27 protein-coding genes and 1 pseudogene are annotated in these 26,188 nt (G+C 63.6%); 4 read left to right on the forward strand and 24 right to left on the reverse strand.

Features of this window, described 5'->3' with window-relative positions; all coding sequences use genetic code 11:
* Nucleotides 1-261 precede the first annotated feature (261 nt).
* Nucleotides 262-669, forward strand: a complete 408-nt coding sequence (locus tag AC630_RS05115) for a nuclear transport factor 2 family protein (protein WP_074117387.1) — start codon at nucleotides 262-264, stop codon at nucleotides 667-669.
* A 46-nt stretch (nucleotides 670-715) separates the two neighbouring features.
* On the opposite strand, the gene AC630_RS05120 is transcribed toward AC630_RS05115, so the two are convergent.
* On the reverse strand, nucleotides 716-1,474 hold the full coding sequence (locus tag AC630_RS05120; protein WP_245330262.1) for an HAD family hydrolase: 759 nt from the start codon (nucleotides 1,472-1,474) through the stop codon (nucleotides 716-718).
* A gap of 171 nt (nucleotides 1,475-1,645) precedes the next feature.
* Between AC630_RS05120 and AC630_RS05125 the strand changes: the two genes are divergently transcribed.
* Nucleotides 1,646-2,494, forward strand: coding sequence for an SDR family oxidoreductase (locus AC630_RS05125; RefSeq protein ID WP_074117388.1), 849 nt, complete (start codon nucleotides 1,646-1,648; stop codon nucleotides 2,492-2,494).
* Nucleotides 2,495-2,578: 84 nt separating this feature from the next.
* Here AC630_RS05125 and AC630_RS05130 read toward each other — a convergent pair whose 3' ends face one another.
* Nucleotides 2,579-3,466, reverse strand: coding sequence for a dienelactone hydrolase family protein (locus tag AC630_RS05130; RefSeq protein ID WP_074117390.1), 888 nt, complete (start codon nucleotides 3,464-3,466; stop codon nucleotides 2,579-2,581).
* 115 nt (nucleotides 3,467-3,581) lie between these two features.
* Nucleotides 3,582-4,808, reverse strand: a complete 1,227-nt coding sequence (locus AC630_RS05135; protein ID WP_502691499.1) for an MFS transporter — start codon at nucleotides 4,806-4,808, stop codon at nucleotides 3,582-3,584.
* 548 nt (nucleotides 4,809-5,356) lie between these two features.
* Between AC630_RS05135 and AC630_RS05140 the strand changes: the two genes are divergently transcribed.
* Nucleotides 5,357-5,935: a MarR family winged helix-turn-helix transcriptional regulator gene (locus AC630_RS05140; protein WP_074117393.1), complete on the forward strand. Its 579-nt coding sequence runs from the start codon at nucleotides 5,357-5,359 to the stop codon at nucleotides 5,933-5,935.
* A 13-nt stretch (nucleotides 5,936-5,948) separates the two neighbouring features.
* Here the strand turns inward: AC630_RS05140 and AC630_RS05145 are convergent.
* A pseudogene (locus AC630_RS05145) lies at nucleotides 5,949-6,894 on the reverse strand (hypothetical protein).
* Between the two features lie 819 nt (nucleotides 6,895-7,713).
* Here AC630_RS05145 and AC630_RS05150 point away from each other — a divergent pair.
* The gene (locus AC630_RS05150; protein ID WP_074117395.1) at nucleotides 7,714-8,484 is read left to right on the forward strand and encodes a response regulator transcription factor; all 771 of its coding nucleotides are present in this window, start codon (nucleotides 7,714-7,716) and stop codon (nucleotides 8,482-8,484) included.
* A gap of 266 nt (nucleotides 8,485-8,750) precedes the next feature.
* On the opposite strand, the gene AC630_RS05155 is transcribed toward AC630_RS05150, so the two are convergent.
* The 20 genes from AC630_RS05155 to AC630_RS05250 form a co-directional block, all read right to left on the reverse strand.
* Nucleotides 8,751-9,209 (reverse strand): hypothetical protein, encoded by a 459-nt coding sequence (locus AC630_RS05155; RefSeq protein ID WP_074117397.1) that lies wholly within the window; start codon nucleotides 9,207-9,209, stop codon nucleotides 8,751-8,753.
* Nucleotides 9,206-9,718 carry a flagellar biosynthesis protein FlgN gene (locus AC630_RS05160; RefSeq protein WP_074117399.1) on the reverse strand — a complete coding sequence of 171 codons (513 nt, stop codon included), beginning with the start codon at nucleotides 9,716-9,718 and terminating at the stop codon, nucleotides 9,206-9,208. Before AC630_RS05160 ends, AC630_RS05155 begins: the two co-directional genes overlap by 4 nt.
* Before the next feature lie 44 nt (nucleotides 9,719-9,762).
* Nucleotides 9,763-10,242, reverse strand: coding sequence for a rod-binding protein (locus tag AC630_RS05165; RefSeq protein ID WP_074117400.1), 480 nt, complete (start codon nucleotides 10,240-10,242; stop codon nucleotides 9,763-9,765).
* Complete coding sequence (locus tag AC630_RS05170) at nucleotides 10,239-10,658, reverse strand: hypothetical protein (protein ID WP_074117402.1); 420 nt, start codon at nucleotides 10,656-10,658, stop codon at nucleotides 10,239-10,241. The genes AC630_RS05165 and AC630_RS05170 overlap by 4 nt, the downstream gene beginning before the upstream one ends.
* A gap of 6 nt (nucleotides 10,659-10,664) precedes the next feature.
* Complete coding sequence (gene fliR / locus AC630_RS05175) at nucleotides 10,665-11,417, reverse strand: flagellar biosynthesis protein FliR (RefSeq protein ID WP_074117404.1); 753 nt, start codon at nucleotides 11,415-11,417, stop codon at nucleotides 10,665-10,667.
* Nucleotides 11,414-13,495 carry a flagellar biosynthesis protein FlhA gene (gene flhA / locus AC630_RS05180; RefSeq protein ID WP_074117405.1) on the reverse strand — a complete coding sequence of 694 codons (2,082 nt, stop codon included), beginning with the start codon at nucleotides 13,493-13,495 and terminating at the stop codon, nucleotides 11,414-11,416. Before flhA ends, fliR begins: the two co-directional genes overlap by 4 nt.
* A 75-nt stretch (nucleotides 13,496-13,570) precedes the next feature.
* Nucleotides 13,571-13,837 carry a flagellar biosynthesis protein FliQ gene (fliQ, locus tag AC630_RS05185; protein ID WP_074117406.1) on the reverse strand — a complete coding sequence of 89 codons (267 nt, stop codon included), beginning with the start codon at nucleotides 13,835-13,837 and terminating at the stop codon, nucleotides 13,571-13,573.
* Between the two features lie 2 nt (nucleotides 13,838-13,839).
* Nucleotides 13,840-14,253: a flagellar hook assembly protein FlgD gene (flgD, locus tag AC630_RS05190; RefSeq protein ID WP_074117407.1), complete on the reverse strand. Its 414-nt coding sequence runs from the start codon at nucleotides 14,251-14,253 to the stop codon at nucleotides 13,840-13,842.
* A gap of 14 nt (nucleotides 14,254-14,267) precedes the next feature.
* Complete coding sequence (gene flbT / locus AC630_RS05195; RefSeq protein ID WP_074117409.1) at nucleotides 14,268-14,678, reverse strand: flagellar biosynthesis repressor FlbT; 411 nt, start codon at nucleotides 14,676-14,678, stop codon at nucleotides 14,268-14,270.
* A complete protein-coding gene (flaF, locus tag AC630_RS05200) occupies nucleotides 14,678-15,022 on the reverse strand; it encodes a flagellar biosynthesis regulator FlaF (protein WP_074117433.1) in 345 nt (114 codons plus the stop codon). The genes flbT and flaF overlap by 1 nt, the downstream gene beginning before the upstream one ends.
* 55 nt (nucleotides 15,023-15,077) lie before the next feature.
* A complete protein-coding gene (locus tag AC630_RS05205) occupies nucleotides 15,078-16,124 on the reverse strand; it encodes a flagellar hook-associated family protein (RefSeq protein WP_074117411.1) in 1,047 nt (348 codons plus the stop codon).
* Between the two features lie 3 nt (nucleotides 16,125-16,127).
* Nucleotides 16,128-17,603: a flagellar hook-associated protein FlgK gene (gene flgK / locus AC630_RS05210; RefSeq protein ID WP_074117412.1), complete on the reverse strand. Its 1,476-nt coding sequence runs from the start codon at nucleotides 17,601-17,603 to the stop codon at nucleotides 16,128-16,130.
* A 34-nt stretch (nucleotides 17,604-17,637) separates the two neighbouring features.
* A complete protein-coding gene (locus tag AC630_RS05215; protein WP_074117414.1) occupies nucleotides 17,638-18,870 on the reverse strand; it encodes a flagellar hook protein FlgE in 1,233 nt (410 codons plus the stop codon).
* A gap of 93 nt (nucleotides 18,871-18,963) precedes the next feature.
* Nucleotides 18,964-19,545: a transglycosylase SLT domain-containing protein gene (locus tag AC630_RS05220; protein ID WP_074117416.1), complete on the reverse strand. Its 582-nt coding sequence runs from the start codon at nucleotides 19,543-19,545 to the stop codon at nucleotides 18,964-18,966.
* Nucleotides 19,496-20,839: a flagellar hook-length control protein FliK gene (fliK, locus tag AC630_RS05225; protein WP_074117419.1), complete on the reverse strand. Its 1,344-nt coding sequence runs from the start codon at nucleotides 20,837-20,839 to the stop codon at nucleotides 19,496-19,498. Before fliK ends, AC630_RS05220 begins: the two co-directional genes overlap by 50 nt.
* Nucleotides 20,836-22,023 (reverse strand): chemotaxis protein, encoded by a 1,188-nt coding sequence (locus AC630_RS05230; RefSeq protein WP_074117421.1) that lies wholly within the window; start codon nucleotides 22,021-22,023, stop codon nucleotides 20,836-20,838. Before AC630_RS05230 ends, fliK begins: the two co-directional genes overlap by 4 nt.
* The gene (locus AC630_RS05235; RefSeq protein WP_074117423.1) at nucleotides 22,020-23,369 is read right to left on the reverse strand and encodes a MotB family protein; all 1,350 of its coding nucleotides are present in this window, start codon (nucleotides 23,367-23,369) and stop codon (nucleotides 22,020-22,022) included. Before AC630_RS05235 ends, AC630_RS05230 begins: the two co-directional genes overlap by 4 nt.
* Before the next feature lie 6 nt (nucleotides 23,370-23,375).
* On the reverse strand, nucleotides 23,376-24,065 hold the full coding sequence (locus tag AC630_RS05240) for a hypothetical protein (RefSeq protein ID WP_074117425.1): 690 nt from the start codon (nucleotides 24,063-24,065) through the stop codon (nucleotides 23,376-23,378).
* Nucleotides 24,062-25,690 (reverse strand): flagellar basal-body MS-ring/collar protein FliF, encoded by a 1,629-nt coding sequence (gene fliF / locus AC630_RS05245; RefSeq protein ID WP_074117428.1) that lies wholly within the window; start codon nucleotides 25,688-25,690, stop codon nucleotides 24,062-24,064. Before fliF ends, AC630_RS05240 begins: the two co-directional genes overlap by 4 nt.
* Before the next feature lie 306 nt (nucleotides 25,691-25,996).
* Nucleotides 25,997-26,188 (reverse strand): flagellin (locus tag AC630_RS05250; protein ID WP_283808395.1); only part of this gene is annotated, 192 nt, incomplete at its 5' end.

Genomic DNA, 26,188 nt, shown 5'->3' on the forward strand with positions numbered 1-26,188 from the left:
CCGGTCCCGTCGCCGAACGGCTCGCGCCCGCACTGCTCGGAGTCGAGAAGGTGTTCGGGGCCTTGGGGGCCGAACCGCGCCTGCGCGAGGCCGTGACTGCGGCCCTCGGCCGTCTCTATACGGAAGGTGCGCGGCGGACGGTGGAGACGCTCGTCTCCGCCTGATCACGAAATGGGCAGCAGCGCCTTGAATGCTGCACTGCGGTCAAAGTCGACGGAAGTCGCGCTTGATTTTTGCCTGTCATTGGCCCACCCGAGAGCCATGACAAAGGACAGCAAGGTGATCGCCGCCAACGCGGCCTTTTACGCCGCCTTCGCGACCGGCGACTTCGACGGCATGGAGCGGATGTGGGCGGATGACGACGCCATCTCCTGCATTCATCCCGGCTGGCCCGCGATCGTCGGCCGTGCCACCGTGATCGGAAGCTGGCGCGACATCCTGCAGAATCCGGAGCGGCCGCAGATCGCCTGTGCCGAGCCGCAAGCGATCGTCGACGGCGACAGCGCGCGCGTGCTCTGCATCGAGATCGTCGACGGCACCGCTTTGGCCGCGGCCAACCATTTTCGGCGCGTCGGCGATGGCTGGCGCCTCGTTCATCACCAGTCGAGTCCGATCGCGCAGATTGTCGAGCAGGCTGAAGACGATAGCCCGAGCCACCGCATCCACTGAAAGCGGCCGTCACGCCAACGCGATCTACTTTGCATGGGGTTGTTTTTCAGTTTTTTGATCTGCAGCCTCGTCCAGGGCGCCCCAGTCCCGACAGATCATCCAGCACGAACCGCGCCTCGCTGAAATCATCGTCCCGGAAAAACATGCTTCGGGTGACGAGCACGGGAATGTTCGCCCGCGACGCCGCGATCAGGCCGTTGGCGGAATCCTCGATCGCAACGCACTCCATAGGCGCCAGCTTCAACCGCGCCAGGATCTCGAGATAGACGTCCGACGCCGGCTTCTTGTGACGGACATCGTCACCGGCGACGATCGCGTCGAAGTCCGCGGCCCAGCGTTTGCCCAGCGCCTGCGACAGCAGCGCATCGATATTGCCGTGCGAGGTCGTGGTCGCAATCGCAAGCCGCTGGCCGCGCGACAACGCCGCGGCCAACAGGTCCGCGACGCCCGGCCGTAGCGGACAGCAGCCTGTTTCGATCAGCTCGGCATAATGCGCGGTCTTGATGCGGTGAAGCTCCGCGATGTCCTCGTCGGACAACGATGGAGCGATCCGCAGCCTTTCATGGTGGGCGCGAATGCGTTCCTTGCCGCCGGTCACCCGCAGCAGATCCTTGTAGACGGCGCGGTCCCAATGCCAGCCGAGACCGTGGCGGGCGAAGGCATGGTTGAAGGCCCGCCGATGCAGCTCTTCGGTCTCGGCCAGGGTGCCGTCGACATCGAAGATCAGCGCGGCCGCGCGCCGGATCAGTTCGACAGCATCGCCAGGCTTCAACGCGGGTGCTTGTACGATCGACGTCGACTGCAAGGACCTCTCCCGGTGGATTGGGGGCGCGTATCATGGCCTCCCGTGCCGAACGAGCATCGCCCGCACTGGCGGGCGAGTAAAATTGCAATATCTTTTGCCGGACCCAAAAATCTCTTATGAGCAGAGGCGCGCTGTGGCGCGAACGGGAACTCCGACCTGCACGGGAGGCGCATGCGGCTCTTCATTCTTGGCCTCGGCTATAGTGCCCGGCACTTCGTCCGCAGATTTGGCGGCACCTTCTCGCATGTCGCCGGCACGGTGCGCGATCCCGCGAAGCGGGACGACATCGCCGGCGTCGAGCTGCATCCGTTTTCCGGGACGGATCCGGATCGCGCGACGGTCGGGCGTATCAGCGACGCCGACGTCCTTTTGATATCGATCCCGCCCGGCATCGCCGGCGATCCCGCAATCGCGGCCTTCGCGGACGTGCTGGCGGCGGGCCGCCGCAAGATCGTCTATCTCTCCACCATCGGCGTTTATGGCGATCACGCCGGCGCATGGGTGGACGAGAGCACGCCGCCGCAGGCCGCTCTCGACCGCGCGCGGATGCGGGTCGCAGCGGAGCAGGCCTGGACGGACGCGGCACGCAGCGATGTCGCGATCCTGCGCCTTGCAGGCATCTACGGCCCCGGCCGCAACGCGCTGGTGACACTGCGAGCGGGAACGGCCCGGCGCATCATCAAGCCCGGGCAAGTGTTCAACCGCATCCATGTCGACGACATCGCGAGCGCGATCATGGCCGCTGTTCGCCATCAGAACGGTGGCACCTGGAATGTCTGCGACGACGAGCCAGCGCCGCCGCAAGACGTGATCGCCTACGCCGCGCAGCTCATGGGCGTTGCAGCGCCGGCGGAAGAACCGTTCGAGACAGCCGAGATGTCGACGATGGCCCGCAGCTTCTATGCCAGCAGCGCCCGAGTCGCCAACGCGAAAATGAAGCGCGAATTCGGCGTCACGCTTGCGCACCCGACCTATCGGCACGGCCTGGATGCGCTGTGGCGCGCAGGCGAAGGACGATAGGGTTCCTGCATCTCCGGCGCGTCCCGGATGGCGCGCCTTGATAGAGAAAAGGGCGGCCGATCGGCCGCCCTTTAAAATCCAGCGTCAGCTCAGGACGCCGTATTTCCTGAACCAGGCCTGCGCCTGCTTCCAGGCATCTTCCGCCGCATCCTTGCGATAGCTGCCGCGGTAGTCGGCATGGAAGCCGTGCGGCGCTTCGGGGTAGATCTTGAACTCGGCCGTCTTCTTGTTCTGCTCGAGCGCCGCTTTGAGCTGCTCGACTTGTGCGACGGGAATACCGGTGTCGGATCCGCCATAGAGGCCGAGCACGGGTGCCTTCATCTCGGGCGCGAGTTGGAGCGGGCTCTTGGGCCAGAGCGGAATGGCCGGATCGACAGGCGGGCCGTAGAAGGCGACGCCGGCCTTGAGTGTGCCGTTGTGGGCGGCATATTCCCAGACGGTACGTCCACCGCGGCAGAAGCCGATGATGCCGAGCCTCGCGGTGTCACCGCCTTGCGATCCCGCCCATGCCACCGTTGCATCGAGATCGGACAACAGTTCGGCGTCCGGCTTCGCATTGACGATCAGCAGCAGGTCCTTGATCTCGGTGATCTTGGTGAGGTCGACGCCCTTGCGGAAGTAATAGTCGGGCGCGACCGCGAATGCGCCAAGCTTGGCCAGGCGCCGCGTCACGTCCTTGATGTATTCGTGCAGGCCGAAGATCTCCATCGCCACGATGATCACCGGCGCCTTGGTGTTGCCGGCAGGACGAGCGAAATAGGCAGGCATCTCTTCGGAGCCGACCTTGATCTTGGCATCGCCGGCCTGGAGGCCGCTCGTGTCTGTCGTGATGACCTCGGCGCGGACCGGCCCGGCCGCAAGCGTGTAGCCGGCGGCGACGGCCGCAGTGGCGCTCATGAATCCGCGGCGAGAGACCGGGGCGACTTTCGTCAGCCCGACGACGTCGGAAGTCACGGTGGTTTCAATGCTCATCGGTTATCCTTCCTGATGCCTGGCCCTGCCCCTTCAGGCGACGCATTCGCCGACAGTTGCCGGCGAAACGCAAATCACCAGCCTGCGAGCGCGGCGCTTTCAGACCCGGCCCCTTTCAGACCTGGCCCTGACGCTGTTTCACCGGCGCAGTTTCGGGCATCAGGCTCATCGCGACAAGTCCGACGATTGCCGCAAGCAGGAGATACCAGGCCGGCGCCAGCGGATTGCCGGTGACGTGGAGGAGCCAGGTGACCACGAGCTGCGCCGTACCGCCAAAGCTCGCGATCGCGACCGCATAGACAGTCGCGAACACGCCACCGCGGATGTTCTGGGGCAGCGCCTCGGTGAAGGTCGCATAGAACGCCGTGAACGGCAGCGAGCCGATGACGGATAGGAGACCGAAACCGGCCAGAAGCGACAGCGAGCCGGGCGCGTGCACGATCCACAGGAAGGTCGGATAGGTCAGCAGGAGGGTTGCGAGCTGGGGCCAGATCATCACCGGCTTGCGGCCGAGACGATCGGCAAGCCAGCCGCCGACCAGCGCGCCGACGAACTGAATGCCGTTGCTGACAAGCGACACGGCAAAGGCCAGTGTCGACGAGACATGCAGCGTGTTCTGCGCGTAGGTCGTCATGTATTGCGTCACGTAGGTCGAGATCGTGCCGCTGGCCAAGATCATCAACGCCAGTGCGATGACGCCGAGGTGGCGCCGGGCCAGCGAAAGATGGCCCGTGCGTTCTTTCGCTGCGACACGGGCTCCATCCTGCGCAATCGTCTCGGGCAGCGTCCGGCGCATCCAGAATCCGAACGGCAGGCAGACGGCCCCGATCAGGAACGCCACCCGCCAGCCATAGGAATCCAGCATCTCCGGGGTCATGGTCTTGCTCAGGATGACGCCGACGAGCGCGCCTGCGGTTGCGGCGATCTCCTGGCTCGCAGGCTGCCATGCCACCACCAGTGCCCGGTGTTCCGGCGGAGCGATCTCGATCAGATAGGCTGTGGTGGGCCCGACCTCGCCACCGAGGGCAAAGCCTTGCGCCATGCGGGCCGCGATCACGATGATCGGCGCTGCAAGGCCGATCGCTTGATAGGTTGGCGTGAGCGCGATGGTCAGGATCGCAGCCCCCATCAGTGCAAAGCTCAACAGCATGGCAGGCCGCCGGCCGATCCGGTCTGAATAGATACCGAGCACGATCCCACCGATCGGCCGCGTCACGAAGCCGGCGCCGAAGGTCGCCAGCGACAGCATCAGGCTGCCGTACTCGCTCTGGGTTGGGAAGAAGGCATGGCCGATCTGGATGGCGAAGAAGCTGTAGGTGATGAAGTCGTAAAACTCGAGCATGTTGCCGACGGTGGCGGCCAATGCTGCGCGTTTGACGCTGAACGGCTTTGCTTGCTCGATGACAGAAGACAATCCGGCATTCCTCGGATTCGATTGCATTTCGGATTTAACCGCCTAGCTGCATTGCAGCGCAACATCCATTAACCGAAAATGACGGTTGTTCCATCGCATGCCCCGCCGTCGGATGTTGCAGACGATCCGCTATTGCGCGGAATTCGAAACGATCCGCCGCAGCAAATGGGCTCCATCGTGGCCGCAACGACACATCATGTCGCTCACGCATCGCACATGATCGGATTTTTGCGCACGAGCCTTGGTCATTTGACTGAAATTTTCAGAAGACTTGAGTCGTGCGGTTTACCCGACCTTTCTGTGTGACGCTCTAGTTCCACATCCGAAACTTCCATCTCCAGAACGGAGAAGCGTCTTCCAAGCGCGGTAGGTCGTCCCGCTTCGAGCGAAGGATCGCTCGACAGCTTCATTCTCACCGCCCGGATTACGCGACCGAAAGCCCCATTGAATAAAGCTTTATCCGACCCGGACTTGAGATGATTTTAGCTCGCGAAGCGATTGAATTAGTGGGACAAATAGCCCGCATCCTGTGGTTCGAAGGCACCAAGCATGGCCTGCGCGACCGCGAATGGATGGCGCTGCGCTTCCTCTCCCGCGCCAACCGGTTTTCCCGAACGCCCTCGGCACTCGCGAGCTATGTCGGCACCACGCGCGGCACCGCCTCTTTCATCATCGGCGAGCTCGAGCGGCTGGGATATATTGAGCGGAAGCGCTCCGCCACCGACAAGCGCTCGGTGATGCTTAGCGTCACGCACCAGGGCAAGAAGTTCCTGGTGCGCGATCCAATCAGCGTGCTCCTCGAGGCGATCGCCGTGCTCGACGACGAGACCAAGATCCAATTTCGCGACACGCTCCGTCACGTGCTGGATCAGTCGGACGCGGCCGAGCAGCGGCACCACACCGACGTTTGCAGGCGATGCATCTTCCTCCGGGAGGATCGCACCACCGCGGACGGCAAGACGACGGTCGAGTTCAGCTGCCGCCTGTTTCGCGCGCCGATCGCGGAGGCGGAGGTCGATTTGCTATGCACCAACTTCGAGCATCACCGCCAATAGAGGGCGGCGTCGATCACGGCCCCGCCTTGCGTGACGAGTAGATGACACCCCCGCTGGACTCCACCACCAGACGACCATTCTCGTTCTTGATCTCTTCGATGCGACCAAGGCCGGGCACCTGCTGTCCCAGCACGACTTCGACGACCCCGTTCGGACTTTGCAGGATCGCAATGCCCTCGTACGCTTGGCGAACCGACCAGCCCTTGACCATCTTTCGCGGCGCGCGCTCGGATGGAGGCACTGAGCCCGTGATCTCGGTCGCTGCGACCGAAGCCATCATTGGCGCGGGCGGCAGCGACGGCTGCGATGGCGCCATTGCCGGCGCTGGAGCCTGGGTCTGCGCCAGGGCAAGCTTGTCGAGCTTCGCCGTCGAGGACGAACTCACCCGTTCGATGCGGTCCAGATTCTCGGCGAACCTGCCGAAGCGATCGTTGGTAGCCTTGCTCGCTTGATCGACCGCGGTGCGCAGGCTGTCGAGATTTTCGGACACTCCCGACAGCTGCTTGCGCAGCATTGCGACCGTCTCGCGAAGATTCCTGATCTCCGTATTGGCCGCAACATTGTTCTGGGCGGGCTGCGTGGTGAGGTAGGCGATCACGCCGGTGCAGGCGCAGACCACCAGAATTGCGGCGACGGCCAACGTGGCGAGCGGCGCGACCCATGTCGGACGGGGGCGGCGGCGGCTTGGCCACGATCACGGCCGGCTTCATCACGGTCGGCGCAGGCTTGGGTATCGCCATCTTGTCGAGGCGCGCCTTGGCGCGAATACGCTTCAGTCCCTCGAGGGCCTCTTTCGCCAGAACTTCGTCACTAGCAGCCGCGGACACGCGCCTTGCGCTTGCAGCAGGCTTGGTCGCTCGCGTCGCATTGTCCGTGGTATCGCGCGCCGCCGGAGCAGGCTTCGCCGCGGAGGAAGCATCAGCGGTCCCGTCGGGACGAGTTTTTCCATCGGACAACATGTGACAATGCTCCGTTCGGTTCGATCTGTCGAACGACGAAGTTATTTGCCGAAGCTTGTCTGAAACGTGCGCATCGGAAAACTTTTCATCAGGCGCGATGCGACGTCAGATGAGTCGAAGGCGTCATACACGCGGCGAGAGTGCGACTCGAAAGACACACACTCGCCAAGATTTCGCCAAGCTGGAGTCGCCGCACCGCAGGTGAGTTGAATTGTCGCATGCAGAAAGATGTGGATGAGAGTCAATCCGGGGTTGAAAATCCCTGCCGCGCAGGAACCTCCGCATCACCAAAAACATTTGTGATTATATAGGGATACGTAACTCTAGAATCACCATGGCGCTAAACTAGTTCAGATTTCAAATCAATTGATTTGATCTTGAACATCAAGAAACAACTAGAAACAAACCAACAGCATCAAGCACGTGTAGCAATCGCTTTCTTACGCGCGCTTGATCGGAAATCGGCAATCGTTACGTTCCTATTCAAGTGATTCTCGCCAGTTGGCGAGGAGATCGACAAAGTCCAGCAGTGTTCGGATGCGATGAGCAACTTGGCACAACTGTTCTAGGTCGCTTTCTCAATCCGCTCCGCGAGGTGATCCGTAAGACACCCGCCGGGCCTCACGTCGTAGCGTTCAGTATCGAGTCGAAGTAGCAGGCCTGCTCACGCAGGCACTGAATGCGTAGGGCTGCCCGCGAACATCGAAACCATAACAACGGTTCGCGGGAGGGAAATATCGTCAAACAGCATGGTCGCCGGGCCGGGGCATCACAATAACCAGCCGGCCGCGACAAGTGCGAAACAGGGGCGAAAGACTGATGTATATTATCGTTGATGATCGCGAGAGCGTCACGAACAGCTACGTTGGAGGGCTCGTTCGCGAAGGCGTATCGTCGATCGGCTTCTCCTCGGGAGAATTCTGGGAATGGCTGCAATCTGCGAGTGATTCGGATCTGGCAGCGGTCGACGCCTTCCTCCTCGGGGATTGCGATGCCCGTGGAAGCCTGCCGCGGGCCATGCGCAAGCGCTCCTCGGCTCCCATCATCGCCATGAGCGGCCAGAAGATGCTCAAGAACACGCTGGAACTGTTCGAATCGGGCGTCGACGACGTCGTGCACGTGCCGATTCATCTCCGCGAAATCCTCGCCCGAACGGCCGCGATCGCGCGCCGCCGGGTTGGCGACCTGCCAAGGCCCTGCGAGACCAGGATCCAGGTCTTTTTCAACGGGCGTGACCCCGAGATCGCAGGCCACGCCCTCACCCTGCCCCGCCGCGAGCTGCGCATTCTCGAGTATATGGTCGGCAATCACGGCAAGTGGATCACCAAGACGCAGATCTTCAACGCGGTCTACGGCATCTTCGAGTCCACTTTCGACGAGAGCGTGATCGAGAGCCACGTGAGCAAGCTGCGCAAGAAGCTCCGCGACCGCCTCGGCTTCGACGCGATCGTGGCCCGGCGCTACGTCGGATACCGCCTCAACATCCCGGCCGGCGAGACCGTCGACGTGCCGATGCAGGATCTCGACGAAGTCGGCATCCTCCTGAACAGGGCGCATGCCGCCCCGGCAGCGTATCAAGCCGGAAACTGACGCGGTACGGTGCTGCCACAAGACGACAACGGCCTCTGCGGAGCTACCTTCGCAGAGGCCGTTACATTTTCAGAGGCAGAGACTTCAGAGGCAAAGACGGCAGGAACGCGGGCCTGGCCTTGCGGTGCAGGCACAGCGGCGCCAAAGCGCGATGAGCCAAGGATGGCCCTTCGCACTTTGGATTCCTATTTGGGCATGATCTCCGCGCAAACGCGTTCCGCGTTTGTCGCGAGGGAAAACCGCATCATCCTTTTCCGCATCATGCTCTAGGGCTTTTGCTGGAATTCTTCCTTCGAAACGTAGTTGAAGTCCTCGATGAGGACGTCCTGGACGATATCCGCTTGCATCCGCTCGTTGACTCGCTGCTTGATCGCCGTCGTGAGAATGGAAAGGTCGTAGCGGGCGAGCTTTCTGAAATCGAGACGGTCGTCGGCATAGATCCTGCGGAAGGCCTCATCGATGACGAACGGCTCCGGCGGAACAGTGAGCTGATGCATGGTCCGCCCTTCCACGGTGTAGACGAAGCGCGCGACGATGTAGCCCTGCACGGCGCCGTTCTCGACCATGGGCACGCTCAGCGCCCGCGTCTTCTGGTATTGGAGCCCGTCGAGATATTCGTCCTTCGCCGGCAACAGACTGCCGTTTTCCTTCCAATAGGCCACGCCATAGCTCGTGCCCGCGGTGAGGATGCAGACCCAGAGCCCGGCCAGAACGAGTCTGATCATTTTCCGTCCTGCGCTGCGCGACCGGTGTAGGTGCCGTCCGACTCGGCGTCCTTGATCGCCTTGACGATAATGGTCGCGACCTCTCGCACCGCGTCGTAGTGCATTTCGAGGATGGAACGATTCCGCTCGAGCTTCTCGCGCAACCGCTGAATCTCCTCGGTGATCTCGACCTCGTTGCCGAGATGCATCCGTGCCCTCATCAGGCGGACGAATTCAAGCATGCTCCGGCTCTTCCGGGCACTGAACTCGTCGAAATCGATCTTCTTCCCGGTCGCGAGCGCGACCGTCTCCTCCTCGACGATGGTCTCGAGCCGGCGGATCGCCGCCAGCAGGCCGCGCACCTCGTCCGATCGCGCCGCGTCCGTGCCGTCGATCTCCACCTCGCCGCCGACATTCGGCAGCAGCACGGGCAACTGCGCATCGCCCGCCGCGGCTTCCGCCATCATAGCTTCGGTATCCACGACCGGCTGTTCCATCACCAGGGCCGCCGCGCCTTCTTGTGCCTGCATAGGAAATTCACCCCTCAACTTCTGTCACCCATTTCCCGGATCGATCATCCGGCCTTGCCCGAAACGTCCGGAGCCGCCGGATGCGCAGCGGCAAGCTGCTTGGCAATGCCGATGCCATTGCCCTTCGCGAGCTGGTTGCCGAGCTGCTCCGCCAGCATCGACTTCCAGACGCCGCCGGCAGTCCCCTTGCCGAAGACTTCCTCGGACTCCTTCGGCAGCATCGTCTCGACGAAGGTCTGGAGAATGAACGCCTCGAACTTCCGGTACACCTCGCCGGATGCCGGCGCCTTGATCACCTTCACCGGCGCCCCGTTCACGGCACCAGGCTGCGTGTCGGAAATCCTCGTCGCGGATTGATCGGCTGCCGCGGCAGCGGCCTTGCCGACTTCCGCATCCATCGTGGTGGCGAAATCGGCATCCGACGATTTCAGCGCATTGAGCTTCGCGGTCGCCGCGCGCTGCGTCACAGGGTCTGCGGCATCGAGGACGTCGAGAACGAGGTCGGGTGTCGCTGTCACGATCATGTCTTATTCCGGCTGACTGGCCGTGGCGACCAGTCGCGCACGGCATGGCTTATTCCCGTCATCTCCTCGAGCGAGCGCTTTTCCGCGTCGCGAAGCTTGTCCGCGAGTGCGGCCTTCGCAACCTGCTCGAGTTGTTTCACACGGCGGCTCTCCGAGCGGACCTGGTCGAGCTGCTGCGATGCCTGCGCCTGGACCGCGCGCGCACCGACGCTCGTCCTGTTCAGGCGCCGCGCGATCGATTCGCTCGACGAGCCCGCCGGGGGTTTTCCGTCGTTCAGGGCTCCGACCAGCCATTCCTGCTCGTCCTGCAGGCTTCGTTCCTGCTGTCGCAATTGCGCGAGCTGCCACTCGGACAGCCGGAGCTGGAGCTTCACGAGCGAGACCATCCGGCTGAGCTTGTCCGCGCGCGACGTCATCACCGGTCACTCCGCCAGCCACGACGAGACGCCGAGCATGAATTGCGTCAGGAGCTCGTCGCTGGTGAGGTAGAGCAGCAGGAAGCCTCCGAACAACACGAAGGGCACGGAGATGAAATAGACCGGAATTGCCGGCGTCAGCTTGTTGATCAGGCCGACCGCAAGGTTGACGATGACGGAATAGACGATGAACGGGCTGGTGATCCGAAGCGTCAGCACGAACGCCTCCGACAGGCGGCCGACGAGCTGGTCGAGCGCCATGCCACCGCCGATCCTGCTGCCGGGATGCCAGACGTCGTAGGAGTTCATCAGCCCGCGCAGGACCTGCCAGTGCTGATCGGTCATGAAGAACAGCGTGGTGACGGCTGCCATGATCAGCGGCACCAGGGCCGGCGCCGGATCGGTGTCGCCGATCGGCGTGCCCGGGATGTTGCTGAGGCCGATCGCACTCGCCATCACGGTTGCCATGGTCTGGAGCGCGAGGAAGAACACACGCCCGCCGAGCCCGATGACGCTTCCGACCAGGAGCTCGGAGCAGATCAGGAGCGCAAGGTTCAGCGGCGCCGCGTTGTCCGTGAGCGGTTTCAAAACCGCGATCAGGATCGGCGTCAGCGCAAAGGTCGTGACGAGCGCGACAAACAGACGGACCTGGGCCGGAACGTTGACGCTGGAATAGCCGGGCACCAGCATCAGGCAGGCGCCGATGCGGCAGAACACGATGAACGTCACCAGCACGCTGTCGGCGAGGCTGCTGATCACGATACGGCTCCGAGCGCTCTGATCTCGGCGCTGCGCGCGACTTCGACATGCGAAAGGATCGGCAATGTCGGGAACACCCGCTCCAGGATCATCCGGACATAGGGACGGGCCTCGGGGGTCACCGCCAGCACCACGCTGGTGCCGTCCTCGGTGAATTTTCGGATCGCAGCGCTTGCTTCGGTCGCGAACTGCTCGATCAGGCGCGGATCGGCGTCGAATTCGACGACGTCCCCCTTGGCGTCGCGCTTCAGGCTCTGGTGGAACGCCAGGTCCCAGCGATTGCCGAGGCGGACCACGTTGAGCACGCCGTTCTCGGAGAGGTCACCGCAGATCTGCTGGGCAAGACGCGTCCGCACGTGCTCTGCAACCTGCTCGGAGCGCCGCACATGGGGCGCGATCTCGGCGATCGCCTCGAGGATCAGATGGAGGTTGCGGATCGACACGCGCTCGGCCAGCAGTATCTTCAGGATCGCCAGCAGGCCCGAATAGGAGATTTGCGACGGACAGAGATCCTCGACCAGGCGCTTGTATTCGGGATCGAGCCGGTCGAGCAGCCCGCGCATGTCCTTGTAGGACAGGAGTTGGGCGAGGTTCGCCCTGATCACTTCGCTCAGATGCGTGAGCAGCACCGACAGATTGTCGACTGGCCTGCAACCCTGCCGCTTGACTTCGTCGGTGAAGGCATCGGTCACCCACAGCGCCTTCATGCCGAAGGCGGGTTCGATCACCTCTTCGCCGGGCACGTCGGGCTTGCCGTCCTTGTCGACCAGCACCATCACCTCGCCGAGCCGCAATTCACCATGGGCAACGCGCGTGTCGTGAATCCGGATCTGGTATCCCTTCGGATCGATCGACAGATTGTCGCTGAGCTTGATCTCGGGAATCACGAAGCCGTACTGTTTGGCGAACTTCTTGCGGATCTTGGCAACTCGGTGCCCAAGCTCTGTGCGCGAGCCCAGTAGATGAACCGAAAGGTGGCCGCCGAGCGACAGCTCGATCTCCGCTGTCTTGAGCGATTCCTTGACGGACTCCTTGGCGTCGGCCTGGGCACGCTCGTCGGCCTTGCGCGCCTCCTCTTTCTGTTTCAGCGCCGCCTGCCGCTTCGGCAGCGAGTAGCCGACGAAGGCCATGACGCCGCCGAGCAGCACGAAGGGCGCCATCGGCAGCCCCGGCATCAAGGCGAGCACGAACATCATCAGCGCAGCGGCCGATACCGCGCGCGGATAGCCGCCGAGCTGCCGCAGCACGGCCTGTTCTGCCGAGCCTCTCGTGCCGCCCTTGGAGACCAGCAGGCCGGCCGACAGCGACACGATCAGCGCCGGCATCTGCGACACCAGACCGTCGCCGACGGAGAGCTTCGTGTAGACGTCGGCGGCGCGCGACAGCGTCAACCCGTGATGGGTGACACCGATCACGATGCCGCCAAAGATGTTGATCGCGGTGATGATCAGACCGGCGATAGCGTCGCCGCGGACGAATTTCGAGGCACCGTCCATGGCGCCGAAGAACGCGCTTTCTTCTTCGAGCTCGCGGCGCCGGCGCTGGGCTTCCTTGTCGTCGATCAGGCCCGCGGACAGGTCCGCGTCGATTGCCATCTGCTTGCCGGGGATGGCGTCCAGGGTGAAACGGGCGCCGACTTCGGCGATACGGGTCGCACCCTTGGTGATCACGACGAAATTCACCGTGACCAGGATCGCGAAGATGATCAAGCCGATGACGAAGTCGCCGCCCATGACGAACTTCGAGAAGCCGGCAACGACGTAGCCCGCGGCCTGTTCGCCCTCCCCGCCGCGCGACAGGATGAGGCGCGTCGTCGCGATGTTGAGCGCGAGGCGCAGAATCGTCGCGATCAGCAGCACGGTCGGGAAGGCGGAGAAGTCGAGCGGCCGCTGGATCCACAACGCGACCATCAGGATCAGCGCCGACAGCGCGATCGAAAAGGCGAGGCCGAGGTCAATCAGGATCGGCGGGATGGGCAGGAACAGGATCGTGAGCATGGTCACGATACCGCCGGCGAAAAAGGCGTCTGCCCCCAGACGTCGCGGGGTCGGCAGGCTAGCAGTTAACGTATCGGCCATGGGTCACCGGCAGCAGGGTCCGCCCCCAATTTGCCGTGCAAAGCTTACGCGAGGGTGGTGGCCGGGCCGCGCGGATCAGAAGCCGCGCTCGATCCGCGAATAGACCATCTCGGTGAAGGTGGAGAGATGCGCACCGATGAAGGAACCGGACACGGCAACGACCAGGAGGATGACGATGATCTTCGGAACGAAGGTCAGCGTCACTTCCTGGATCTGGGTCAGCGCCTGCATCAGCGCGATGAGAGTGCCGACCAGCATCGCCGCACCGACGGCGGGTCCGGAGGCGACGATGATGGTCCAGATAGCCGCCTGGACGATGTCGAGTGCGTCGCGCTCGTTCATGGCTAGCTGATCGTGAGACCGGGCCCGACGGCGACCTTCGTGCCGTCCACGAGGGTCGCGACGGCGCCGTTGGTGTTGATGGAGATCGAAGCAACCTTGCCGCTGAAGCTCGCTCCGGTCGAGTCGGTGAAGCTGACGGTCTTCCCGATCAGCGCGTCGGCTTGCGACAGTGCCTGCGAGGACAGCAGCGAATCCAGCTTGTTATTGGTCTGCATGGCCTGCTCGACCGTCGAGAGCTGGGCAAACTGGCTCATATACTGCGCAGTGTCCATCGGATTGGTCGGATCCTGGTTCTTCATCTCGGCGATGAGAAGCTGAAGAAACGTATTGTAATCGACGCTGTTGCTGGACGTACCCTTGGTGGAGTCGGGCGAATTGGTCTTGTTGGCTGTATCGGTCACGCTGGTAACGTTCATGTGTCTCTCCGCTGTCAGGCAGCCTCGAATGGGGTGTCGGTGGTGGCGCCGGCCAGGATGGCCTGCTCCACCGGGAACAGCGCCCGGATCCGCTTGAGCGCCTCGAAATAACGGGTCGCCTCGACCAATTCGTCGATCGCGGCAAGCCCGTCCAGCATCTCGCGGCTCTCGCACACCGCGAGCAGGGCCGCGTGATGCTGTCCGTACAGCGCCGAGGCATTCCCGACATCGGTCGGGTTCATCAGCATGAGCTGGACGATGAAATAGAGCTGCCGCATCGCCGTGGTGGCGTCGGAAGCCTGCATGACCTGCCCTTCGAGCAGGAACATCACGTCGTTGACGAGCTCGAGCGAGACCTTGCGGTCCACGCGCAGCACCGCGCCGTTGATGTAGACCCGTTCGCCCGCCCGCAAAGAGATCTTCATTAGAGAGCGTCTCGGATCAGACGGTTGATTTCGATGAGCTGCATCACGTCGTTCGACCTCTCTTCGCGAAGCCGATCGGCTTCCTTGACCACCCACAGGCCGATCGAGATGATGTCGGCACGCAGCTTTTCAGGAAGCCCGTTTTCCGGGTGCGCGAGATCCTCGATGAAGATCGTCCACAGCCGCCGTACATAGAGCAGGCTCTCGACCAGATCCTCGAAGCTGAAGCGCCCCTTCTGGAGCCGCTCGAGCCGGTCTATACCGAGGCTGAGCGCCTGCCGCTCGCGGCCGCGCGCCTCATAGCCGCTATCATCAACGACCGCTTCATAGGCACCAAAAGTCATCAGGACCACTCTGCGCAGGAAACCGAATAACAAAGCAAATGTAACGAGCCCCGGCTCAGAGATAGTTGATGAGGCTGATCTTCTGGAGCTGCGACGTCAGCGCAAGCGCGGTCTGGATCTGGGTCTGCAGAGTGTTGACCCGGACCGAGGCCTCGGTCGGATCGACCGCCTCCATCTTGACGATCTGGTTGTTGAGGATGTCCTTCTGGATCTTCAACTTGTCGGTCGCACCGGTGATCCGCTGCTGGACCGTGCCGACGTTGCCGCCGAGCGTAGCGAGGTCTGTGATGGCACTACCGACGAGGCCGATGGCCTTGTCCACGACCACCTGGAACGTCGCTTGGTTCAGGTTCGCGTTCCCGAGATCCGCCATCATGGTGTAGGCCTCGGCGAGCTTGCGGAAGCCGATCTGGTTGGCGCTAACGGACGTATCGGCGATCTCGGTCGTGGAGATGCGGCTCTGCATGGTCTGGTCGGTGGCCGATGACCAATTGGTGTTCCAGGCCGGGCTCGCGAACTCGGCATCGAAGCTGGTGTTGAGGAAATTCTGCATCTGCGCCGGCGTGATGGTGCTCACGCTGGCTGAGGATTGCGAGAAGCCGAAGAACGTAGAGAAATCCAAGTCGACCTGGTTCTTGCTGGCCGAGCCCGCGGTGTACGCCGTGATCGGCGTATTCTGCGTGTTGATGCCCGAGAAAAGATACGAGCCGTTATAGGAGACGTTCAGCGCGCCGATCAGATCCTGGAGGTTGGCGGACGCAGGCGGCAGGATGATCCGCCCGCCGCCGTCGGTACTGCGGGCCGCGATCAGATCCTTGAGGAAGTCCGTTGCGGTCGAGCCGAGCTGGGTGATCCGGCTCTGCGTCATGTCGAGGCGTCCCGAGACGAGCCCGTTGGTATCGACGAGCTGATCGGCAAAGCTCCAATCTGCGCGCAGGGTGACGTCGCCTCCCGTCGTGGCACCAAGCTCGAGGCCAACATCGGCGAAGCGGCCGGTGGTGGCTTCCTTCGAGGCCTTGGCCAGCGCGGTCTGATTGTTCGTGATCGAGGACCTCAACGACGAAGACAGCATCAACGTCGAGATGTAGTTCGCGCTCATCATGACTTAATTCCCCACGGCAGCCAGCAGGCTCTTCAACATCTCGTCGACGGTCGAAATGATCTTCGACGACGCCGAATAGGTGCGCTCGACCTGAAGCATCAAGGACATCTCGTCGTCCATGTTGACGCCGCTGACGTTCGACAGCGCCGCGGTGCTACGGTCGAGCAGCGTCTTCTGGTAGGTGACGTTATCGTTCGCGGTCTTTCGCTGGTTTTCGATCCAGCTCGCCGACGACGATGCGAAGTCGATCAAGCTGCCGCTCGGCTTGCCTTGCGTGGTTGCATCGAACGGCTGCGACGCATCCATGTCGCCGATGAGTTGTTGCAGCCGGGTCGAGTAGCCGGCGGTGCCGGCGGTGTTGTATTGGTATGCGGCGTTGCCGCTGATCGCGCCGTCGCGCAGCAGATTGGGGTTGCCGCCCTGAGCCGGGTCGACCGAAGCGGCCACACTGATCAAGCCGGCCAGGCCGACCGAGACGGTGGCGCTCGTCGGCATCGCCGGCGCGCCGGGATAGGTGAAGAGACCGGGCACGTCAGGCAGGGCGGCGCCGGACTGATCACTCTCCTTGAAGGCGTTGATCAGGCCGCGCGCGATTTCGTCGAGCTGGCTCTGGTAGGTGACGGCGTCCTTGTCGCGCAGCTGGGCGAGACCCGCGAGCTTGCCCGACTTCAGCGGCATCACCGAATTGGCGCCCGTCACCGGCACGCCGTCGATATAGACTGCATTGCCGGTGGTGCCCGCTGTATAGACGTTGGTCGGCGCGAAACTCACCGTACGCGCCGTCTTGTCGAACAGGACGGCACCGCTGTCTGTATAGAGCGCCGCGTCACCGTTGGGGCGGATCGACATCTGCACGCCGAGCTCCTGCGACAACTGCGAGACGATGCTGTCGCGCTGGTCGAGATAGTCGGTGACGTCGTCGCCGGTGATCGTGCCCTTCACGATCGCGGTGTTGACGGTCTGAAACTGGGTCAGGAGCTTGTTGATGTTGGCGACCGAAGTCGCCATGTCGGCGTCCGCCCCCGCCCGGACAGACTGCACCGTGTTGGTCGCCTGGTTCAGCGCCGTCGCCATGTCCTTGGCGGATGTTACCGCCGCCTGCGCCAGCGTGGTGTTGTCCGGGGCGTTGGCATATTGCTGGAGCGCCTTCTTCAGCGCGTTGAGCTGCGCCGTCGGCGACTGGTCGAGCTCCGGATCGTCTACTGTGGCAGATGCGATCTTCTGGAGACCGTCATAGATCGCGCTCTGCTTGGTGGACGACGAGGTCGCGATCAGGACGTTGGTGTACAGGCCGTTGGTGGCGGCGCGCTGGATCGCGGCGACATAAACGCCGGTGCCGGGGAGATTGTCCAGCACGGCGATCTTGCGCGAATAGCCGGTGGCGCTTGCGCCGGCAATATTGCGCGAGATGACCGACGACTGGATGCCCGACGCCATGAGCGAAGAGCGAGCGGAGTCGAGAGCAGCGGTAAGGGACATGATCTACTCTTGCCCGGAATAAGCGCCGAAGGATTCAGCGCTTCAGGTTGACGACGACGTCGAGCAGGTCGGCGCCGGTCTGGAACGATTTCGAATTCGCAGTGAAGCCGCGCTGCGCCTCGATCATCCCGGTGAGTTCGTCCGCAAGATCGACGTTGGAATCTTCCAGGGCGCCAGACTGGATCGAGCCGAGCCCGCCGGTGCCGGCATTCCCGACTTGCGCATTGCCGGAGTTCATGTTGGTCGAGTAGACGTTACCCGGCTCGGGCGTCAGATTGTCGGGGCTCGCGACATCCGCAAGCATGATCGTATAGAGGGTCAGCTGCTGCCCGTTCGTGAGAACGGCGGTCACGTGGCCCGCCTTGTCGACGTCGACCTTGTCGATCGCCGAGGGAGCGCTGCCATTGACGGTCGTCTTGAAGCTGAAGCCGGAGGCGACCTGCGTCATGTTCGAAAGGTCCAAGGTCAGCGCCGCGCCGCCGGGGACGTTCACGGTGAGGCCCGTCGGGCTCGCCGCGGCCAGCGCACCTTTTCCGGCAGCCGTGGTGTCGAAGGTGAACGTGGTGGCGGGGGCAAGCGATGTACCCGTAGCGGAATCATAGACCTGAACCTGCCAGGTGTCCAAGCCGGCAGCCGTCGCGGTGTGGGACATATAGACGTCGAGCTTAACGGCCTGGCCGATATTGTTGTAGGCTACGATCGAGCTTTTCGATGAATATGACGCTGGACCGGGCGGACCGGCAACGACAGCCGCTGTCGGATCCAGATTGCCGGTCGTGAGCGTCCCCGCCGTCGACGGCACGGGCACCTGCGAGATCTGGGAGATGTTCACGATCTGCATGCCGGCCAAGCTGTTCTGCGAGAAATTGGTCACGAGGCCAGGCTGACCCAGAAGGTAGTAGCCGGCAGAATTGACCAGATTGCCCTGGCTATCCGGCACGAACGAGCCGGCTCGCGTCAGGTACTGCTGCGTGTTGTTGGCGTTCGACACCACGAAGAAGCCGTTGCCCTGGACGGCGAGGTCCGTCGTCGACGTGGTGAACTGCGTATGTCCGGGGTCGCTGATGGCGTAGCGCACGGTCGTCTCGACCGCGCCGGAGTCGTAATTGCCCGAGCCGCTCTTCAAGATCAGCGAGGAGAATTCGGTCGAAGCCCGCTTGTAGCCGGTGGTGTTGACGTTCGCGATGTTGTCCGAGACCGTCGACAGCTTGTTGGATTGCGCAGACATCCCGGAAACGCCGGTGCGCATAACACCATACAGGCTCATGAATTGGGCTCCTTTGGTAGGTTGCAGTTACAATGAGGGTTCTTGCTTGCGCGGGGCTGATGGTGGGGAACTTTGCACAACTTCATGTTGTCTTCAGGTCGTCTTGGGCTGACAGAACGAACGCGCCTTGTCGGTCCACGCGCCGAAGCCGCTGGAGACGAGATGAGCGACGATGTGACAGACGTAGCGCTTCTGCGCCGGCTGGTTGTTGGGGCCCGCATTGTAGCGGGCAACTGCCATGGTCCAGCTTCCCTCACGCTGCTTCAGTTCCTTCAGAAAGCGCGCGGCATAGTCGACGTTCTTGGCGGGATCGAACATCGCCCGCACCGACGCAAACTTGTCGCCATGATAGTAATGGTTGATCTGCATGCAGCCGAGGTCGATCAGCTTGACGCCCTTTTGGCGCATCGTCTCGAAATTCGCGATCGCGTCGTTCATGTCCTTGGCGAACACAGTCTGTCCTTCGGCGCCAAGCGCGTAAGGATAGAGCGCGCCGCGCCGCCCGGTCTCGGTCAGGCCGACTGCGTAGAGAATGCCGAGCGGAATCCCGTGCTGCTGGGACGCACGCGCCATCTCGCGCTCGCAGGGGCGCGCGGTATCGGTCGCCGCCTCCGCGGCGCCCGCGTTACAGATAAACAGGGCCGCGACGAATATGCGGCGCCATGTCCTGGTCATGACGCGTCTCCTGGTTGGACTGGCGCTCCTGCCGGGCCTGCTTCGCGCCGCCGTCGGACTGCCCCGACGACGTGCTGGCGCCGTCAAAGCTGCCTTGCGACTGCGACGACGGCTGTTGCTGGCCCGAAAGCTGTGACTGCGACTGGCCGGAGCCACTCTGGAATCCATCCAGCGAACCATGCTGGACGGGCGCAACGTCGGCGACGTAGCCCGCCGACTGCATGAGTTCGCGGATCGAGTCGCGCTGCTGGTCGAGCATCTGGCTCGTGTCCTTGCGCTCGGCCGCAAGATGGACTGACACCTCGGTCCCGACGAGACGAAGGCGTACGGTGACATTGCCGAGCGCCGGCGGCTCGAGATTGATGGTCAGGATCTTGAGCGGCTGATCCGGAGCATTGCCCTGCGACGTTGCGAGATCGGGGACCGCAGACGCCGTCGGTGCCGGGGACTCCTTCAGCTCGGCGACGACCGCATTGGCCACCTGTTGCGGGGCGCTGAACTGGGCCGGCGGCAGATGGGTCTCCTGCTGGACCACCGTGACCTTGGTCGCCTCGGGCAATGCGTCCCGTGCCGAGGCCTTGGCAGCGCGTTCGACGTTGGCCGTAACGGCCTCGAAACCGGGTGCTGCAGGCATTGCTTTCGGCGATGACTCGCTGCCTTGCGCCGACGTCGCCTGAGTGGCGGCCGTCGCTTGCGGGGTCGCGGTCCGAGAGCGCGCGGCGGTCGGAGCGGCAGAGGTTGAGGCGGGTTCGGCGGGCGCCGCCTTCGTCATTCCGGCAGCCTGAACCTCGCGCTTCGTCGTGGAAGACCGCTCGTCTCGCGCGGACACGTCCTTGTCGTCCGTCGACGAATGCAGCTGCGACTTCACGGCCGGCACGGCAGCAGTCTCCTGCCCGACGATCACAGGAATGCTCGGCCGGTTCTGGATGCCTACGTTGTCGGTGTGGTCGAGCGGACCTTGCTTCTCCAGCGATTTGTCGGCCTTCTTGTCGGAAGACTCCTCGGTGGATGCCGGCTCCTCGGTCGCCGCGGTGCGCTCAAGCACCGTCTCGTCCTTCTCGGTCGGATGCGCCAGACGCGAGCGCAGCGTTCCGGCCTTCACTGTCGTTTCGCTGCCCTGATCGTTGAGCGCCCGCTTGGCGAGGTTCGAGACGGAATGGAGCAGATCGTTGAACGACGAGTCCCCCGACGATTTTCCGCCGGCGCTCTTGCCGGAGCGCGACGTCCCACGCATGTTGAGGCTCTCGGCGAGCCCCGAAAAAAGCTGTCCGGAGGTTCCACTGAGCTTGGTCATGGGCGGCGATCCCTGGTGAAGAGTTCGAGTTCGCCGAGCTGCTTCTGCGCGCGAGCGAGGGTCGCGGTCGATGACGCGAGATCGACACGCGCCGGCGTTACCGGAGGTTTGTCGGCTGCGGCGGCGGATGCGCGCGCGAATGGCTTGCGGACATCGAGCGCGAGTTGAACCGTTGCGTTCAAGAGCGGAACGTCGCGCTCGGGCAACTTCGACCGGTCGAGCGCCTTCAGCTCGGCGAGACCGCCATCATACTCGTCGGTGAGCACCCGCGATGCGCCACGGAAGAAATGCGCACGCTCGCGCTCCGCCGAGGCATCGGCGCTGAGCGCCAACGCCCGCTCGCCGGCAAGCCTGGTAACGCTCAGCCGTCCACGCAGCATCGCGGTACGCGCGATCACGAGATAGAGCTTGAGACGGCTCGCGCGGTCAATCTGCTCCAGCAGGGTGACGATCCGCGCAAAGCGGCGGTCGTCGAGAGCAAGGCTCGATTGCGTCAAGCCCGTGGAAAACCGCTGCCAGAAATCACCGGCATAGATCGAGTTGCGGTAATGGCGGATATAGGCCAGCGTCAGAAACTCGAACTTGTCGAAATCCTCTGCCTGCCCGACCAGCAGGATCTCGCGCCGCAGCGCCGCCTCTTCCACCAGCGTGCCGGGCAAGAGCAGGCGCGCGTCGTCGAGGCGTTCGATCGCGAACGATGCCTCTGCGCGTGCGAACAGCGCACCCTGAACCAGTGCGACCTGTCCGCCCAGGCCCGATGGAATCGTCCGCGGCTTGACGTCCTTGAGCAACTCGCGCGCTTCGTCCTGACGGCCCTCGACATAGGCGAGCGCACCATTGAACAGCCGCTCGTCGACGTTCATCTTGTCGCGCGGCAGCTTACGGACCACTTGCGGCGCGCCCCCGCTGAGCAGGTAGATGACGACCGCCTGGGCGTTCTGCGGGTTACTCCACACGCTTGCATCGGCGGCGAGAAACTTCTCGCCGATCTGACGGGTCAGCGCGATGTGCCTGCCATGCGCCGCGGTGTCCCCGGTGGCGATACCGTCCTGCACCGCCTGCAATGCGCGCACGAGCTCATATGGCTCGCCCGAAGTCGAGGCCGGTGCCGGATCGGCCAATGCGCTCGCCGCCGTGAGCGGCAGCAACATCAGCAGGGCTACTCGGACGAGCGGCCTGATCAAGGGCGCTTCTCCCGGATCAGGATCTCGATCCGGCGGTTCTGCGCGGCCGCCGGATCGTTCGGAAGCTTCGGCCGACGGTCGGCGTAGCCTTCGACATGCTCGATCCGCTGCGCATCGACGCCGGAGCGGACCAGCATGTAGTAGGCCATCTGTGCACGGGCTGTCGACAGCCGCCAGTTGTCGTAGGTCTCCGAACGATACGGCCGATTGTCGGTGTGGCCACGGACGATGATCACGCCGGGGCGCTTCGTCAGCAGCGGACCGATCTTGTCGATCACGCGAATGAGTTCGGGCCTCGGCTCGGCCGAACCGACCGCGAACATGCCGAAGCTCGCATCGTCGGTCAGGCTGATCAGCAAGCCTTCCTCGACCTGGCGCACCTCGGCCGCCGGCCCCGCGCCGGCCTTGATGTCCGACAGCGCGTCCGCGATCGCGGATTGAAGCTGCTTGAGCGTCGGCTGCTGCGTTTGCGCGGCGTCGCGCTGCTCGGAATTCTTCGGTGTATCGGCGGGACGCGCCTGCCCGGCGGCATTGGCTTGAACGTTAGCTTGAGCATTGCCTTGGGCGCCCGGCTGCGCGTTGGCCTGGACGCTGCCGTCGCGCGAAGACTGCGACGGCGCAGGCCCCGGTGGCAGCAGCGGCGACAGGCTTGCGGACGAAGCATCGGCGTTCGGAGCCACGCTTCCGCCGGCATCGTCCGTCTCGGCGCGGCGCGGCTGCGGCTCGCCCTGACTCGTGCCCGACGCATTGTCGCGCGCGGAAGCATTCGGCTTGGGCTCGCTGTCGATGAAGCGATCCGCATCCTTGGACGCCTGCGGCGCCAGCTTCCAATAGCCGGGATCGAAGGGATCGCGGTAAGCGTCGCCACCCTTGAGACCATCCTCTTCGGCAGACGTCAGAGCGCCGGCGCGGCGCTGGCCCGAGGCCTGGTTCGCGCTATTCGCGATTTCGGCAAGCGCCGTATAGGGGTCCCGGAACAGGAGCTTCTCTTCGTAGAAGGGCGGCTTCTCGGCGGTTGGAGAGTCACCGCGACGTTCCTCGCTCGGCCCAGCCGGCTGTCGCTTGCCATCCTGACCTTCGAACGGCGATGGCTCCTTTTGGGCGAGGTCCTTGAGGCCCTTCGGGGCGGGCGCGTTTTCCGAGAGCTTGATGGGGTTGAAATAGCTCGCGACCACCTGCTTCTGGTCCTGGTTGAGCGCATTGAGCAGCCACATGACCAGGAAGAACGCCATCATCGCGGTCATGAAGTCCGCATAGGCGATTTTCCAGACGCCACCGTGATGCGCCTCCTCGTGGAAGGCGCTACGCCGGCGGACAATTACGAGCTCTGGCTTGACCTCATTCATGGCGGACTACCGGCGCGCCTCCTGCAGGCGCTCGCGCCAGGCGGAGAGCTGCGTCTCGATCACGGTCTGATCGGCCACGACGCGGACCTCAAAACTCTCAGCGGCCTCGTACTCGATGCCCGTTCGCCGCGCCGCATCGAGCTTCGCCCGCACGAGATCGAGCAGCTCGCCCGGGCCGGTGATCTTGAACACCGGCACCGGCGAATTGCCGGTCAGAGCAGAGATCTGTTCGACCAGCGACCCGATCGCCTTGTCGCGAACCGCATCAGCGAGGAACGGCAGCAATATCCGCGCGACGGAGCTCGCGATGTTGGTCTCGATCTCGCGGCACGCCGCCTCGAAGCCGTTGACGATCGCAACCGCCTGCTGGTCGGACCATTTGGCCCGCTCCTCGCCAAGCCGGATCGCGCTCCGGACCCGTTCCTCGGCAAGCAAGGCCTCGCCTTCCGCAACGCCGGCCGCATGGCCCCGCCGATAGGCGTCGTCGAGGAGATTGACTGCGGGCGCCTCCTCTTTCGGAGCCGGGGCCGGCGACTGAGGCTGCGCTTGCGACTGAAGCTGAGGCTGAGGCTCGCGCCGGATTTCTTTCGGCCTTGCCAGCGACTCCTGAGCCCTGGGCGGCAGAGGCGGCGGCGACGACTTGGCCCGGCCGTTCGCGTCGAACTGCGTCAGGAGTTTTCCGATTGCCGCGTTCATGCCGCCTCCTCGCGTCGCATCCAGTCTTTAAGGATCGCTGCTGCCTGCGCCTGATCGAGCCGGACAATCTGCTCCAGCCGCTTCTGCGGCGTTCGCTGCATCTTGCCTTCGAGGTCTTCGACGAGGTTGAGCTCCGCCTCCGGGCTCTCGGTCAATGCAAGGGCGGCGGCAGCTTCAAGCTCAGCGGCCTCGGCCGCCTCGGTCTGCTCCTGCGCCGCGCGATGGGTCAGAATGCCGTTGACCGCGGGCCGAAGTCCGAACCAGACCAGCATCGAGGCAACGGCCAGGATCGTCACCGCGTTGATGACGCTGCCGAGCTGCTTGTTGATCATCTCGACGAAGCTGATCGGCGGCACCGGCGCCAGTTCGCGCGAGCCTTCGATGAAGTCCACGGCCGTAACCTGGATCTGGTCGCCGCGCTGCTTGTCCAGTCCGCCGGCCGTCGCCGCCAATTGGCTGATCTCGGCGAGCTTGCTGTCGACGATGGCCTGGTTGCTCTTGTCGCCGAGATCAGCGACGAGCCGCGCGCGGTTGACCAGGACGGCGATGAAGAGCTTCTTGACCAAATAGCCGTCGCTCACCGTCGTCGTGGTCTTGGACGACACCTCGAAGTTGGTGACGTCCTCGCGGCGGGTCTTGTCTTCGCTGGAGTTTTTGGTGCCGCCTGCGTTGACCTGCTGGTCCGGTAGATTCTGCTGCACCGTGGTCGGGGTCGAACGGTCCGCGTTCTGCGACGACTCCTTCTCGCGCACGTTGCGGACGGAGCGTTCGGCGCGGCTCTCGGGATCGTAGACGGTCTCGTTGGTCTGCCGCTTGTCGGTGGAGAGCTGCGGCGCGACGCTGACCTCGAAATTATCCAGGCCGAGATACGGCGTCAGCGCCTTGCGGATGTTCTCCTGCACCATTCCGCCGACCGTTTTCTGGAGGCTCGCCATCTTGGTCGGGGCGGCGCTCGCCTCGTCCTCTTCGGCGAGGAGCATCGAACCGTCGGCGTCCAGCACCGTCACCTTCTCGCGGCTCATGCCTGGAATGGCGGCCGCGACGAGATGACGGATCGACTGCGCCGTGCGCGCCTCGATGGCGCCGTCTGTGCGCAGCACGACCGACGCCGAAGGCGGCTGCTGCGTCGCGCGGAACGAGCCGCGCACCGGCAGCACGATATGCACCCGCGCCGCCTTCACACCCTTCATCAACTGCACCGTGCGCGCGATCTCGCCTTCCAGCGCCCGAAGCTTGGTGACCTCCTGCATGAACGAGGTCAGGCCGAGCGAACCGATCTTGTCGAACAGCTCGTAGCCGGAATTGGCGCTGGTCGGCAGTCCCTTTTCCGCGAGCAGCATCCGCGCCTGCATGGTCTGGCTCGGGCGCACCGAGACGGCGTCTCCGGCTGTATTGATGTCGAAGGCGATATTCTGCTCGCGCAGCGCGGCGCCCATGCGCGTCACGTCTTCGCGGGTCAGGCCGGTATAGAGCGTCTCGAACTCAGGCCGGCTCAGATAATAGGCGCCGCCGACGACGGTGACGAGAACGGCAAAGCCGATCAGTCCCAAGGCCATCAGGCGTCGCGGCCCAAGCTCCAGCAGATTGTTGAGCAGTTGCTGTACCTGCGCACGACTGAACAGCATATGACCTCGTACCAATGCGAACGTACAGGACACTCCGCTGCCAACCTTGTCTGAAGGTTGCGCAAGGACACGAATGTGTCAGTTCGCGGGCGAGGCGTTGCAATTTTGCAAGAATCTTGGGCGACGCATTCAGTTCAGCAGCAACAAGCGGGCGCGTGGGCGCAGGGCAGCGCGATCGGCTGCGGCGTGTTGCATGAAGTCTGGCGTCAGGAGGTCGATCGCGGGCACGTCATGTGCCGTCAAATCCGCCGTTCACGGCGGGGACCGTGCTCCCAGAGGGAGCACGGTCGTTTCCAAAGCCGAAGCTTACTTGAACAGCGACAGGATGCTCTGGCTGTTCTGGTTGGCGATCGAGAGCGCCTGAACGCCGAGCTGCTGCTGGGTCTGCAGAGCCTGAAGGCGGGTCGATTCCGCGTTCATGTCGGCGTCGACGAGCTGGCCGACACCACGATCCACCGAGTCCATCAGGGTCTTGACGAACTCCGTGTTGGTCGAGAT

Origin of the sequence: Bradyrhizobium sp. AS23.2, assembly GCF_001908185.1 — a bacterium.
Classification (GTDB): Bacteria; Pseudomonadota; Alphaproteobacteria; order Rhizobiales; family Xanthobacteraceae; genus Bradyrhizobium.

What these genes read in the sequence shown, in the direction of transcription:
- flgK (WP_074117412.1), bottom strand. Translation starts at nt 17,603, where the DNA reads ATGTCCCTTACCGCTGCTCTCGACTCCGCTCGCTCTTCGCTCATGGCG.
- AC630_RS05135 (WP_502691499.1), bottom strand. Translation starts at nt 4,808, where the DNA reads ATGCTCGAGTTTTACGACTTCATCACCTACAGCTTCTTCGCCATCCAG.
- fliF (WP_074117428.1), bottom strand. Translation starts at nt 25,690, where the DNA reads ATGCTGTTCAGTCGTGCGCAGGTACAGCAACTGCTCAACAATCTGCTG.
- AC630_RS05170 (WP_074117402.1), bottom strand. Translation starts at nt 10,658, where the DNA reads ATGACGTCGCGCGCGGACAAGCTCAGCCGGATGGTCTCGCTCGTGAAG.
- fliK (WP_074117419.1), bottom strand. Translation starts at nt 20,839, where the DNA reads ATGACCAAGCTCAGTGGAACCTCCGGACAGCTTTTTTCGGGGCTCGCC.
- AC630_RS05115 (WP_074117387.1), top strand. Translation starts at nt 262, where the DNA reads ATGACAAAGGACAGCAAGGTGATCGCCGCCAACGCGGCCTTTTACGCC.
- flaF (WP_074117433.1), bottom strand. Translation starts at nt 15,022, where the DNA reads ATGACTTTTGGTGCCTATGAAGCGGTCGTTGATGATAGCGGCTATGAG.
- AC630_RS05205 (WP_074117411.1), bottom strand. Translation starts at nt 16,124, where the DNA reads ATGATGAGCGCGAACTACATCTCGACGTTGATGCTGTCTTCGTCGTTG.
- fliQ (WP_074117406.1), bottom strand. Translation starts at nt 13,837, where the DNA reads ATGAACGAGCGCGACGCACTCGACATCGTCCAGGCGGCTATCTGGACC.
- AC630_RS05215 (WP_074117414.1), bottom strand. Translation starts at nt 18,870, where the DNA reads ATGAGCCTGTATGGTGTTATGCGCACCGGCGTTTCCGGGATGTCTGCG.
- AC630_RS05165 (WP_074117400.1), bottom strand. Translation starts at nt 10,242, where the DNA reads ATGATCGTGACAGCGACACCCGACCTCGTTCTCGACGTCCTCGATGCC.
- AC630_RS05130 (WP_074117390.1), bottom strand. Translation starts at nt 3,466, where the DNA reads ATGAGCATTGAAACCACCGTGACTTCCGACGTCGTCGGGCTGACGAAA.
- flbT (WP_074117409.1), bottom strand. Translation starts at nt 14,678, where the DNA reads ATGAAGATCTCTTTGCGGGCGGGCGAACGGGTCTACATCAACGGCGCG.
- AC630_RS05155 (WP_074117397.1), bottom strand. Translation starts at nt 9,209, where the DNA reads ATGATCAGACTCGTTCTGGCCGGGCTCTGGGTCTGCATCCTCACCGCG.
- flhA (WP_074117405.1), bottom strand. Translation starts at nt 13,495, where the DNA reads ATGGCCGATACGTTAACTGCTAGCCTGCCGACCCCGCGACGTCTGGGG.
- flgD (WP_074117407.1), bottom strand. Translation starts at nt 14,253, where the DNA reads ATGAACGTTACCAGCGTGACCGATACAGCCAACAAGACCAATTCGCCC.
- AC630_RS05220 (WP_074117416.1), bottom strand. Translation starts at nt 19,545, where the DNA reads ATGACCAGGACATGGCGCCGCATATTCGTCGCGGCCCTGTTTATCTGT.
- AC630_RS05235 (WP_074117423.1), bottom strand. Translation starts at nt 23,369, where the DNA reads ATGAATGAGGTCAAGCCAGAGCTCGTAATTGTCCGCCGGCGTAGCGCC.
- AC630_RS05240 (WP_074117425.1), bottom strand. Translation starts at nt 24,065, where the DNA reads ATGAACGCGGCAATCGGAAAACTCCTGACGCAGTTCGACGCGAACGGC.
- AC630_RS05125 (WP_074117388.1), top strand. Translation starts at nt 1,646, where the DNA reads ATGCGGCTCTTCATTCTTGGCCTCGGCTATAGTGCCCGGCACTTCGTC.
- AC630_RS05140 (WP_074117393.1), top strand. Translation starts at nt 5,357, where the DNA reads ATGATTTTAGCTCGCGAAGCGATTGAATTAGTGGGACAAATAGCCCGC.
- AC630_RS05150 (WP_074117395.1), top strand. Translation starts at nt 7,714, where the DNA reads ATGTATATTATCGTTGATGATCGCGAGAGCGTCACGAACAGCTACGTT.
- AC630_RS05160 (WP_074117399.1), bottom strand. Translation starts at nt 9,718, where the DNA reads ATGCAGGCACAAGAAGGCGCGGCGGCCCTGGTGATGGAACAGCCGGTC.